The organism is Bacillus andreraoultii (genome assembly GCF_001244735.1).
Lineage (GTDB): Bacteria > Bacillota > Bacilli > Bacillales > Caldibacillaceae > Caldifermentibacillus > Caldifermentibacillus andreraoultii.
Window position 1 is genome coordinate 534,554 of sequence record NZ_LN868937.1, and the last position, 12,366, is coordinate 546,919.

9 protein-coding genes and 1 riboswitch are annotated in these 12,366 nt (G+C 35.4%); of the genes, 6 read left to right on the forward strand and 3 right to left on the reverse strand.

The window, feature by feature from the left end; translation table 11 throughout:
* Positions 1 to 741, reverse strand: a 741-nt coding sequence (locus BN2144_RS07805; RefSeq protein ID WP_033827730.1) for an IS110 family transposase, incomplete at its 3' end; no start/stop codon positions are given.
* 680 nt (positions 742 to 1,421) lie between these two features.
* Here BN2144_RS07805 and BN2144_RS07810 point away from each other — a divergent pair.
* The 4 genes from BN2144_RS07810 (at position 1,422) to BN2144_RS07825 (ending at position 8,456) form a co-directional block, all read left to right on the forward strand.
* Positions 1,422 to 4,253 carry a 2-oxoglutarate dehydrogenase E1 component gene (locus BN2144_RS07810; protein ID WP_033827731.1) on the forward strand — a complete coding sequence of 944 codons (2,832 nt, stop codon included), beginning with the start codon at positions 1,422 to 1,424 and terminating at the stop codon, positions 4,251 to 4,253.
* A 241-nt stretch (positions 4,254 to 4,494) separates the two neighbouring features.
* A complete protein-coding gene (odhB, locus tag BN2144_RS07815; RefSeq protein WP_033827732.1) occupies positions 4,495 to 5,748 on the forward strand; it encodes a 2-oxoglutarate dehydrogenase complex dihydrolipoyllysine-residue succinyltransferase in 1,254 nt (417 codons plus the stop codon).
* Positions 5,749 to 6,283: 535 nt separating this feature from the next.
* A complete protein-coding gene (locus BN2144_RS07820; RefSeq protein ID WP_033827733.1) occupies positions 6,284 to 7,225 on the forward strand; it encodes an ABC transporter ATP-binding protein in 942 nt (313 codons plus the stop codon).
* Entirely contained in the window at positions 7,218 to 8,456 is a 1,239-nt protein-coding gene (locus BN2144_RS07825; protein WP_033827734.1) for an ABC transporter permease, read from the forward strand. The genes BN2144_RS07820 and BN2144_RS07825 overlap by 8 nt, the downstream gene beginning before the upstream one ends.
* Before the next feature lie 56 nt (positions 8,457 to 8,512).
* Here BN2144_RS07825 and tagU read toward each other — a convergent pair whose 3' ends face one another.
* Positions 8,513 to 9,460 carry a polyisoprenyl-teichoic acid--peptidoglycan teichoic acid transferase TagU gene (gene tagU / locus BN2144_RS07830; RefSeq protein ID WP_033827735.1) on the reverse strand — a complete coding sequence of 316 codons (948 nt, stop codon included), beginning with the start codon at positions 9,458 to 9,460 and terminating at the stop codon, positions 8,513 to 8,515.
* A 190-nt stretch (positions 9,461 to 9,650) separates the two neighbouring features.
* Positions 9,651 to 10,541 carry an HD-GYP domain-containing protein gene (locus BN2144_RS07835; RefSeq protein ID WP_033827736.1) on the reverse strand — a complete coding sequence of 297 codons (891 nt, stop codon included), beginning with the start codon at positions 10,539 to 10,541 and terminating at the stop codon, positions 9,651 to 9,653.
* Positions 10,542 to 10,579: 38 nt separating this feature from the next.
* Positions 10,580 to 10,676, reverse strand: a riboswitch (cyclic di-GMP riboswitch).
* 253 nt (positions 10,677 to 10,929) lie between these two features.
* Here BN2144_RS07835 and BN2144_RS19490 point away from each other — a divergent pair.
* Together BN2144_RS19490 and BN2144_RS07840 are read left to right on the forward strand one after the other, a co-directional pair.
* Complete coding sequence (locus BN2144_RS19490; RefSeq protein WP_230199717.1) at positions 10,930 to 11,100, forward strand: aspartyl-phosphate phosphatase Spo0E family protein; 171 nt, start codon at positions 10,930 to 10,932, stop codon at positions 11,098 to 11,100.
* 181 nt (positions 11,101 to 11,281) lie between these two features.
* On the forward strand, positions 11,282 to 12,364 hold the full coding sequence (locus BN2144_RS07840) for a glycosyltransferase family 4 protein (protein ID WP_187366984.1): 1,083 nt from the start codon (positions 11,282 to 11,284) through the stop codon (positions 12,362 to 12,364).
* Positions 12,365 to 12,366: the final 2 nt, after the last annotated feature.

The following is a 12,366-nucleotide window of genomic DNA, read 5'->3' on the forward strand; positions in this document are numbered from 1 at the left end:
AATGCGTTTTGCGTAATCCTTTACTTGTTCACACCTAACATCCGTTGAGGAAATAGCTGGATAAGATTCTTTGGCAACTTCTAATAAAATAATCGCTTTTTCTTCTGCACGCTTTAACGAAAGATTTTTTCGTGTATTGTCTTTTAGTCGGTTGCGAATCACCGTTTTAGAATGCGCTATTAGTACCGTCGGATGAGGATAAAGCTGCACGATGTTTAAAAACAATGCAGAACGTGGTGTAATAATCTGCTCTAACTCTGGGAAACTGAGTTGTAAAATGGCATGCATCCGATTCCATAAATGATTGATTTTTGTATCGACCTCATCATAATATCGCGTTAACGCACGAATCTGCTCATCGTATTCATCCTGTTGGTATGTATAGTCCCGTTCCATTTTAAAATGAGTTTTCGCCAGCTCATGTGCATCACTCTTATCTGTTTTATGCCGACGCATGGAAGCCATTTGAAGGTTTGCCTCTAATGGATTCATCCGGCTATACCTATACCCATGGTCGCATAAAAACTTCTCCAATCCTTTTGAATAAACGCCTGTCGCTTCAAAGACAATTTCAGGTGCTTGTCCATCAAGAATTTTTAATTGTTGTAATCGCTCATGAAGCAATTGAAAGCTAGAACGTGTATGTTCAATCTCACCTTCATACTCACATCGTTTATAACGGTCATATACCGTCATCACACTTTTTCCCATACTTACATCAAAAGCTACAACATGTTTCATATTTTTCTTCTCCTTTTTAGCCATCCATAGAAGCCTTCACAGTGCCTTATCGATTCCATTTTCTTTTACACGATCTCTAGGACCCAACATACTAAACTGATTCAAATAAGGTTGTGAAGTAGGTCTGTTTTTGATACGGACTCTCTATTGGTCCCAAGGGCTGTTCGACCTTCCTTCACTTCTACTAATGTTAGTATGTTTTTTTTGTTGAATGAATTTCATTGGTTTTTATTTCGTTTGTACGGACTTTACCCTAGAAAAAGATACGGCAACCATCTTCGTTCTTAAATTTCCACTTAATTCCTTAAACATTTTATCAATATAATAAACAACCATATTTTCATAGGTGAATAAGATGTATAAAGTTATAGAAAAAGCATATTCACAGGGCATTATTCATACTGATGGCAATAGCAATAACTTATAACAATTTCTAATGAAGATAAAGCCAAAAACAAAGGCAAAATACTAGAATTTTAATTATTTATGTAATAGTATTAATTCAGAATGGATTTCAATAATACGGTTTATCGAGTAATGTGTTAATAAGTCGTAACATTCTCTTATATGTTCGAAATATGCTATATTAGAATCAAAGTAATGCTGTATACGCTTACCTCGTGTAAGGTATAATTGTATATGGTATGTAAAATTATTATATGAACAGGGATGTGGATGTAATGATCAGTGAAGGAAACCCTTGGCTTGATTTTCGTGGACCTAACTTGGGCTATTTAATTGAGCAATATGATTTATATTTAGAAAAACCTGACCAAGTTGATGAGAGTCTACGATTATTATTTGCCAAATGGGGTGAACCGCGAGTTGAAGAAGTGGGTGTATCAAATATTGCAACATCAGAGGGGCTATCACCAACTTATGTGCTGAACAAAATGAGAAAATTAGTTCAAGTCATAAATTTAGCACAAAATATTCGTACTTACGGTCATTTAGAAGCAGATATTTTTCCATTAGAACAACAACAAAAGCAAGAATTACTTTCACCTTCTTATTATGGTTTATCTGAAGCTGATATTAGAGAAATTCCAGCTGATATAATTTGTCCAGAAATAAAGGGGAAATTTAGTGATGGTTTATCAGCGATACAATATTTAAAAGAAATTTATACTGGTAGTGTTGGTTTTGAATTCCAACATATTGCAGATGTAAAAGAAAGAGAATGGATACAAAACAAAATTGAAAAAGAATTTGGTGTGACAAAGTTTCCTCATGAGCGAAAAGCTGAACTTTTAGAGAAGTTAGCTGCCGCAGAAAGCTTTGAACAGTTTATTCATAAAATGTATGTTGGGCAAAAACGATTCTCCGTTGAAGGATTAGAATCACTTGTTCCTTCTATAGACGAGTTCGTGAAGTTGTCTTGCGAGACAGGAATTGAGAATGTCATGATTGCCATGGCACACCGTGGGAGATTAAATGTTCTTGCCCATGTGTTAGAAAAACCTTATGAAGCACTATTGTCACAGTTTCAACATTCTAAATGGGAAAATAATGATCCGGACTTTTATGAAACAATGGGTCATACATTAGATGTGAAATACCATTTAGGTGCTGTTCGCAAACGGAAAATTGGTGACAACACTGTAAAAGTAACTTTAGCAAATAATCCAAGCCATCTTGAATTTGCAGATGCTGTTATAGAAGGTTATGCCCGTGCTGCCCAAGACGATCGCACTGAAAAGGGAGCACCGAAACAAGATGTGAATAAAGCGCTTCCGGTAATTGTTCATGGTGACTCGGCTTTTGCAGGTCAAGGAATTGTCTATGAAGTATTTAACTTTGCGGGTACAGAAGCTTATCATACAGGTGGGACAATTCATATAATTGCTAATAACACAATTGGTTTTACAACAGAAGGTCATGAGTACCGTTCGACAAGATACTCAAGTGATTCGGCGAAAGGATATGACATTCCAGTATTCCATGTGAATGCGGATGATCCAGAGGCTAGTTTACTTGTTATGAAGTTAGCTTTTGAATATCGTCAAACATTTAAAAAGGATGTTGTCATTGACTTAATTGGTTACCGGAGACTTGGTCATAACGAATTAGATGAACCGATGATGACAAATCCAGTTATGTACAATAAAGTAAAGGCCCATCCGACTGTTACTGGCGTTTATAAGAAGAGATTACTAGAAGAAAAGGCGCTTACGGAAGAAGAAGCAAAGGAAATTGAAACAAAGGTATTGAATAAGTTGAAGGAAGCGCATAATCGTATCGATAAAAATGCGGAAGAAGTAAAAACAATCGTCCAACTGCAGGAAGGGTCAATAAAAGACTTTCCTACTGTAGATACAACCGTTGATAAAGCAACGTTAACAAATATCAATAAAGCACTTCTTGACTGGCCAGAAGATTTAAATGTATTTAAAAAGCTTCAAAGAATACTTGGACGTCGCCTTGAAGTGTTTGATAAGAAAGGGAAAATCGACTGGGGACATGCTGAAGCTCTTGCTTTTGGAACCATTCTTAAAGATGGTACACCAATCCGCATCACAGGAGAGGATACAGAGCGGGGTACATTTTCGCACCGAAACGCAGTATTATCTGATACGAAAACAGGTGAAAAATATACACCGTTACAACATCTTGAAGCGGCTAATGCAAGTTTTGCCATTCACAATAGTACATTGTCAGAGGCTGGAATTCTCGGCTTTGAATATGGCTATAGTGTCATTGCACCAGAGACACTTGTCCTTTGGGAAGCACAATTTGGTGATTTTGCTAATGGTGCACAAGTAATTATCGATCAATTCATTTCTGCTGGAAAAGCAAAATGGGGTGAATCATCAGGAATAGTGATGCTCTTACCACATGGTTACGAAGGACAAGGACCTGAACATTCAAGTGCAAGATTAGAACGGTTTTTACAACTAGCAGCTGAAAATAACTGGACAGTCGCTAACTTATCGAATTCAGCTCAATATTTCCATATTTTACGACGTCAAGCAGCGTTGTTAAAATCAGAATGTATACGTCCACTAGTGATCATGACGCCGAAGAGTTTATTGCGGAATCCGACAGCAAGTTCTTATATTGAAGAATTTACGAATGGTAGCTTCCAGTCCATTATTGAACAACCGGGTCTCGGTACAGAACCAGAGAAGGTTGAAAGAGTTGTATTCAGTACAGGACGTCTAGCTATTGAGCTTGCAGAACATTTAACGAAACCAGAAGAATATAAGTGGTTAGATGTTATTCGTGTTGAAGAACTCTATCCATTTCCGAAAGAACAAATTAAAGGGATTTTAAGCAAGTATAAAAATTTAAAAGAAATCGTTTGGGCACAAGATGAACCGAAAAATATGGGCGCTTGGAGTTATATTGCACCTCGTTTACAAGAATTGGTGCCAAGTAACTTGCCTGTCTCTTATATCGGTCGACCTTCAATGGCTAGTCCGTCAGAAGGTGATCCACGAGTTCATAAGAAAGAACAAGAACGTATTGTTCAGGAAGCTCTAACACAAGATGCCATTGTAAAAGTAAATTAACGTAAAATGAGGGAGAAAGGAAGATAATTCCGTTCTTTCTCCTTCCAATCATTTTTAATTTTTTAACAGAAATGTGCGTAACTCGATATGTGTAGATTTACGTGCAAAGTTTTACATAGTTATAACTATGATACTTGGAAACTATGAAAATGTTACGATTTGGGAGAAACGGGGAAGTTCAGACGTTAATATGTATGGACTTACTCAATGACATAAAAACAAAAAGGGAAGTGTACAGAAAATGGCAGAAGTAAAAGTTCCAGAGTTAGCAGAATCGATTACTGAAGGTACAATATCAAATTGGTTAAAACAACCAGGAGACCAAGTAGCAAAAGGTGAAGCAATTCTAGAGTTAGAAACAGATAAAGTAAATGTTGATATTATTTCTGACTATGACGGTGTTTTGAAAGAAACATTATTTGAAGAAGGCGACACAGTGAATGTGGGCGATACAATAGCCATTGTTGAGGAAGGGGCAAGTGCAGCGGCTCATCCAGCAGAAAGTGCACCAGCTCAACCAGCGAAAGAAGCAGCACCACAAGCTAAAGCAGAGCAAGAAGCAGCACCGGCTGTAGAAACACCAAGTGCACCTGCTGCAAATGTAATTGCATCCCCAGCGGCTCGTAGATTAGCTCGGGAAAAAGGCATTGATTTAAGTCAAGTACCAACAGTTGATCCATTAGGAAGAGTGAATAAACAAGATGTAGTGAATGCTGCAAATGCTCCGAAACAAGCAGCACCACAACAACAAGCTGCAGCACCAAAATCAGCAGCACCAGCGCCACAGGACGATCGCGTTGTCGTTGAAAAAATGACAAGAAGACGTCAAACAATCGCGAAAAATTTGAAAAATGTCCAAAACACAGCAGCCATTTTAACAACTTTTAATGAAGTGGACCTTTCTGCAGTGATGGAATTAAGAAAGAAACGGAAAGATGCATTCTTAAAAGAACATGATGTTAAACTAGGATTCATGTCTTTCTTTACAAAGGCAGTCGTTGCCGCATTGAAACAAATTCCATACTTGAATGCTGAAATTCGCGACAATGAAATTCTTGTGAAGAAATATTACAATATCGGAGTCGCTGTATCAACGGATTCTGGTTTAGTTGTACCTGTTGTTCGTGATGCTGATCGGAAGAACTTTGCTGAAATTGAAAGAGAAATTGCTGAGTTAGCGAAAAAAGCACGGGATTCAAAACTAACTTTAGCAGATATGCAAGACGGTACATTTACGATTACGAATGGTGGAACGTTCGGATCATTACTATCAACACCAATCTTAAATGCACCACAAGTTGGTATATTAGGAATGCACTCAATTAAATATCGTCCAATTGCTGTCGAAAATAATACGAAAATTGAGATTCGCCCGATGATGTATATTGCCCTATCCTATGATCACCGTATCGTCGATGGAAAAGAAGCTGTCACATTCTTAGTAAAAATTAAAGAAATGTTAGAGGATCCAGAAAGATTATTATTAGAATCTTAATCTTCTTGAGAAAAGCCAAATCTCGTAAATGGGGTTTGGCTTTTTTAAATGCGATTATCTCACACTAGACGATTGTTTAACGGAGCTTTTAATCAAAATGGTCGCCTATAGCACTTCTAGACGCCCATTTAACGGAAATTTTAATCAAAATGGTCATCTATAGCACTTCTAGATGACTGTTTAACCAAGTTCTTTATGATCTATACGATAAAGTGTATAAGAAAGATTTTGATAACATTATCTCACAAAGGTTTTTTTCTACGAACTACGGCTCTCGTTTCGCTAAAGGCTTGAGCGGCTAAATTTTTCTTTATTTTATTTCGACCACGATACGACTTAAAATCGTATATATGAATCGCTCGTTTTACTAACAAGATAAACAAATAACAAATATTCCCATTAATCTTTAAAAAAATGAAACTAATTCTTATGATATACGTAATATAAGATAGGGGTTTTTTATTACCGCTATTATAAAGTTTATTTTCATTACTACATAATGAAATCTTTATTCGAAAAAGGAAGGGGCAGTCAGATGGACGTTTTATTATCGGTTGAGGGGCTGGAGAAATCATTTAAAGATAAAAAAGTCCTTCACAATATTTCTTTTGAAGTACGTAAAGGCGAGATTATGGCAATATTAGGTCCGAATGGTGCAGGGAAATCAACAACAATCCGAAACATTATGGGAATTATGTACCCGGATCAAGGGAAAGTCATTTTTCATGGATACAATGATATTCCTCGAAATAAAATTGGTTATTTACCAGAAGAACGTGGATTATATAAAAATGTGAAGGTTCTAGATATTCTCCTGTATTTAGCTGATTTAAAAGAATACCCAACAAAAAAGGCAAAAGAGCGAGCAATCGACTATTTAAAAAAGTTTGACCTTGAAGGAAAAGAAAATGTAAAGATGGAAGAACTTTCAAAAGGGATGGCGCAAAAAGTTCAATTTATATCTTCTATTTTACATGAACCGGAATTATTAATTTTAGATGAACCATTTTCTGGCCTTGACCCAGTTAGTCAAGAATTACTAAAAGCGGAAATACATAGTCTTGCAAAAAAAGGGACAGCCATTTTACTATCATCCCATCAAATGAATGTTGTTGAAGAAATGTGTGATCGTTTATTTATGATTCAACAGGGACAAAAGATCATTTACGGAACGTTAGATGATGTGAAAACAAAATATGCGAACTTTAAATGTACCATCCGTGGTAAAAATGATTTGGTGAATTTAGAAAATATTCCCCAAGTACAAAGGGTTGAACAGAAAGAGGATGTATCTGTTTTATATTTAGAAAAAGATATTAATCCAGCAATATGGTTAAAAACTTTACCAGAAAACCTACAAGTAAATGAAATGACGCTGGACCGAATATCTTTACATGAAATATTTATTGATGTGGCAACGAACAAAAATTTGCTACTCGGTAATGAACTGATGGAAGAAGGTGAACAACATGCGTAATACGATAAAAGTTGCGAAATGGGAAATAAAACGAAACTTAAAAAATAAATCATTTATCATTAGTTTGTTTTTAACGCCAATTATTTTTGTTTTATTTGGTTTTCTAGGTAGTATGATGGGCGACGATTCTGATAATGGTGCTGAAGGGAAAATCTATGTAAATGATCAAATGGGTGTTTTTGAAAGTTTACAAGCTACAGTTAAACAATATGATCTTCCATTCGAATTGAAAAAGACGGATGTAAAAGAGTCTGATGTAGAGAAGAAATTAGAGGATAAAGAAGATACAGCCTATTTATTTATAAATGAACAGGGGTTTACAAAGGGTAATTTACCACTTTATACGAGTGAGGATTTTTCAAGTACGTTATCTAGCCAATTACAAATACTTGCTGAACCGATAAAAGGAATACAAATTCAACAACTCGGCTTGACTCAAGAACAATTGACGGCAATAGAAAAACCTGTGACAATTCAAGCCATATCTGTTGATGAACTGAAAGATAAGTCAGAGACGGAAAAAGCAGGGGAAGAAACTCAATTAATGGAGCGAGTGGTTCCAGGCGTTTTTGCAGGTGTCATCCTTCTTTCTATCATTTTTTCTGGAATGATGATTTTCCAAAGTGCCTCTCAAGAGAAAAAGGATAAAATTGCTGAGATTATTCTTTCATCCGTAACCCCAGGTGAGCTAATGCAAGGGAAAATTCTTGGCTACTTTGTGCTTGGACTTGTTCAAGTAGCTGTCTTTATCGGTTTCGGTATTCCATTTATTTTATGGAAGCTAAGTGACTTCCCGCTATTTGAATACTTATTTGTACCAGAATTACTATTGTTCTTACTAATTGCGGTACTTGGTTATTTGTTGTTCGCATCTATTTTTGTTGGAATTGGTGCAACGATGTCCGATATTTCAACAGCAGGTAATTTTCAAAGCTTAGTTATTATGATTCCGTTCATTTCATTCTTCTTTATGGGTCCTGTTGCAACAAATCCAACTGGTGTTCTTGCTCAAGTATTGTCTTATGTTCCATTTACTTCACCAGTTATCTTATTGTTCCGATTGGTAATGTTGGATGAATGGTCATGGATGGAAATCTCTATTTCTCTTGTTATTCTTGCGGCAAGTGTCTGGTTGTTCATGAAGTTAGCAGGGAAAATATTTAAAGTAGGAATTTTATTATATGGAAAAAATGCAACGCCAGGAGAAATTTGGAAATGGATTCGTGCTTAAGTTTATAAAAGTCTATACGAAAAAGGTGCTCTATCATTGAAGCACCTTTTTCAATATTATTTAATCTCAAGATGTTCTTTCAACATATCTTGAATCGCTGTCCGTTCTTCATCCGGAACGACGAAGTAATAAATTTTATTTATTTTTGTACCAGAACCCTTTAATTGTTTTTGATCAATCTCTTTCACGGCTGAACGATAATTTGCTTGAATATCAACCATTTCGTCAAAAGTTAAGTTTGTTTTTACATTATTCCCAAGTGCAGAGAAAATATCGCCATAGTTCGTTAATGATTTTAAGCTAGCACCTTCACGGACAACTGCTTCAATAATTTGTCGTTGTCGTAATTGCCGACCGAAGTCACCACGAGGATCTTGTTTCCGCATCCGTGAGAATTTTAATGCATCATTTCCATTTAAAGTAATTTGTCCCTTTGGAAAATGTTTGCCCTCGTACGTAAAGTCCAGATCATTATTTACAGTTACACCACCAACAGAGTCTACGATTTCTTTAAATCCTTCCATATTCACTTGGACAAAGTAATCAATTGGAATGTCTAAAAAGTTTTCAACTGTATCCATGGACATCTCAACGCCACCAAATGCATAGGCATGGTTGATTTTATCGACTGTCCCACGTCCTACAATTTCCGTTCTTGTATCCCGTGGAATACTGACCATTTCAATAGATTCTTTTCGTGGGTTAACCGTCATAACGATAATGGTATCAGAACGCCCACGGTCATTTTTCCGTTGATCGACCCCAAGTAAAAGTACAGAAAATGGATCTTTATTCTTTAATGTAATGTCTTGTGTTCGTTTCTCTGATGTTTCACGAATAGGTGTATGCATATTATCTACTGCTTTTGTAAAAGAATGGTAGATTGAGTATAAGTAACCAAAAAGGCCGATGAGAACTACTGCAAGGACAATTAACGTATATCGTAGCCATTTTCTTTTCTTTGGCCGTCTTTCCCTTTTTTCCAAAATATTCCCTCCATACATGCTTTCTCTTTTATCTAGATTTAAATATTGAAAACGTAACTATCAAAATCATACAACAACTTTCATCAAATTAAAACAAATTTCGATAAAAATAATGTAAACAATTTAATACAGCGGATAAATTTGAAAATAGATTCTTTCTTAGGATGGATAAAAAAAGACCCCTTTATGAGGTCAAAATAAGGAAATTTTATAATAATGTAGTTAACGTCAAATTTCTTCCGATGAATTCGACAAAATGATGTAATAGGTCTTTATCAAATCCATCCTTTTCAGATAGTAAAATGTTAATACTATCTTGGAAGTTAAAAGCTTCACGATAAGGGCGATCTAATGTAAGTGCTGAAAAAACATCCACAATCATTAACATTTTCACCCGATCGTCTAGTTGTTCAGGAAATGGTTTCGGGTAACCGCTGTCATTTAAGCGGATATGATGATACATGGCCATTTCATAAACCGTATTTGGGTAATTCAGTTGTTTTAAGATTTCTGCACCATAGATGGTGTGTAGCTTTAACGTATTAAATTCATCGGATGTTAACGCCCCTTTTTTCAACAAAATATCTCTGGGAATTTTAATTTTTCCAATATCATGGAGTAAAAGGCCTGTACTATCCTCAAGGTTTGGATGAAGTCCAAGATCACGCATCCATAGTGATCCGATAATAAACACATCAACGACATGATTAAGTGAGTAAATATCCCATGACTTTAGTGCGGCGAGTAAGTTTAGTATTTCTTCATTAGTTACGTTAATCGCTTGATTGGTGATAAATTTTAGATTTTCAACCTCTTCTAATAAGAGAGAATACCGAAAATTTTTATTATTTTGAATAATGAAGTTATAAAATATCGTTTCAATTCGGTTATAATCATCTCCATTTACTACATCGTCTACTTTAGATGTTAGAAAGGGTGAAGAGGAAACTTTTACGTATTGAATGCCGAATGATTGTAATTTCAAAATTGTCCCCAATGTTACGACTGTACCAATAGTAAAAACAATCTTGTTATTAACTACAATATCTTCAGCTAAAATATCACCAATCGTTAACCACTTAACTGCTTTTGTATACAAAATAAGGCACCTCTCCCAAGTAAATAGAAGGTTTATACATTAGCAGCTGGCTAACATAGTGTTGTGAATTCAACCAACACTGTAGTCCCTCTAGCTTTGCGTCACCATCTTTCAATGGTTTTGCCCTTAATATGTATACCAAATATTACAATCGACAGTAATTAAATTTATTATAGCAAATAGGATGTAGTAAAGACAATAAACACTTGAAAACAATTCTAGTAATTAGTAAAATGTCACTAGTTATTTACTCAAAAATATTGATAATCATTTAAAAACAAGGTATAGTATGTATAATAGATGGTTTTATACAACATCTTGTATGTCGAGGCGCTTAAAAATTATAAAGAAAAAGAAAAGTGAGCGAAAAGATAGGGTGGGGGTTAGGGTGAACATTTCCTATTCTGAGTTAATGATGATGAAAATTGAAGAAAAAAGAAAAGAATTAGTTCTTAGCGTCCAAACTGAAGGATTCTTATCTAGCAATGCCATTTTAAAAAGCCAAGAATTAGACCAACTTATTTTTGAATACCAACAAAATCGTTTATACAAGCATTAAAACTAGAAATTGTAAATAGTATATAAAAGTACAATCAAGACTGTTGAGAGACAGTCTTTTATTTTTGTGGACTTCCTCCATACAAATGAGACGTTTACGGATAATTTTCCCTGTACGGGGGTAAGCTATTCAAAAGCACAGATACGTATGATAGTCCATTGTAAAAGATCGGGGGATAGTCATGATTCTTCAAAGTTTCCTCATTTCTATACTAACCTCATCTCTATTTACTCCTATGATTATAAAACTAGCGAAGAAATCTGGTATTGTAGATATACCTAATTACCGGAAAGTTCATAAAGTCCCAACCCCACTATTAGGAGGACTCGCCATTTATTTTAGTTTTCTAGTAGGGGTTTGGTTCGTCAAGCCATCTCATCCTGCCCATGTATCCATTTTAATTGGGAGTATGATTATTATTATTATAGGCATATTAGATGATCGTTATGAATTGTCTCCAAAGGTTAAGTTTTTTGGACAAATATTAGCAGCGGCAGTTGTTATTTTTTATGGGAATTTATTTGTTCATTTTATTAATTTACCTTTTAACGGGAGTTTACAATTAGGGTGGTTGACGGTTCCTATTACATTTCTATGGATTGTGGGGGTAACAAATGCCATTAATTTAATTGATGGATTAGATGGATTAAGTGCCGGTGTGACCGGAATTGCAATGATTGCTATGGCAGGGATGGCTTACTTTATGGGAGATTTGTATGTATTACCAATGGCTGTTATTTTAATCGGAGCAATTATCGGGTTTTTACCATATAATTTTTATCCAGCAAAAATTTTTATGGGGGATACAGGTGCATTATTTCTCGGGTTTATGATTAGTATATTATCTTTATTAGGATTTAAAAATATCACTTTTATCACATTTATCGTGCCACTATTAATATTAGGTGTGCCAATTTCGGATACAGTTTTTGCGATTATTCGTCGCCTTGTGAATAGAAAACCGATTTCCCGAGCGGATAAGTCACATCTACATCATCGATTGTTAGAGTTAGGGTTTTCTCATCGGCAAGCAGTATTATTAATTTATTGTCTTAGTGCGATGTTTGCCATGTTCGCTTTTGTATTTTCAATGACGACCATCTGGGGGTCTTTTTTTCTACTATGTATCATCATTTTAGCGTTAGAATTATTAATTGAGAAACTCGGGTTAATTAATAAAAACTACAAACCGATTTTACGAGTGCTTGAGTATTGGCGGATGCAGCGATCTCGGAAAGGGATTCAACCAAGGGAAAAGTCATAGAT

What these genes read in the sequence shown, in the direction of transcription:
- BN2144_RS07840 (WP_187366984.1), top strand. Translation starts at nt 11,282, where the DNA reads ATGATTCTTCAAAGTTTCCTCATTTCTATACTAACCTCATCTCTATTT.
- tagU (WP_033827735.1), bottom strand. Translation starts at nt 9,460, where the DNA reads ATGTATGGAGGGAATATTTTGGAAAAAAGGGAAAGACGGCCAAAGAAA.
- BN2144_RS07825 (WP_033827734.1), top strand. Translation starts at nt 7,218, where the DNA reads ATGCGTAATACGATAAAAGTTGCGAAATGGGAAATAAAACGAAACTTA.
- odhB (WP_033827732.1), top strand. Translation starts at nt 4,495, where the DNA reads ATGGCAGAAGTAAAAGTTCCAGAGTTAGCAGAATCGATTACTGAAGGT.
- BN2144_RS07810 (WP_033827731.1), top strand. Translation starts at nt 1,422, where the DNA reads ATGATCAGTGAAGGAAACCCTTGGCTTGATTTTCGTGGACCTAACTTG.
- BN2144_RS07820 (WP_033827733.1), top strand. Translation starts at nt 6,284, where the DNA reads ATGGACGTTTTATTATCGGTTGAGGGGCTGGAGAAATCATTTAAAGAT.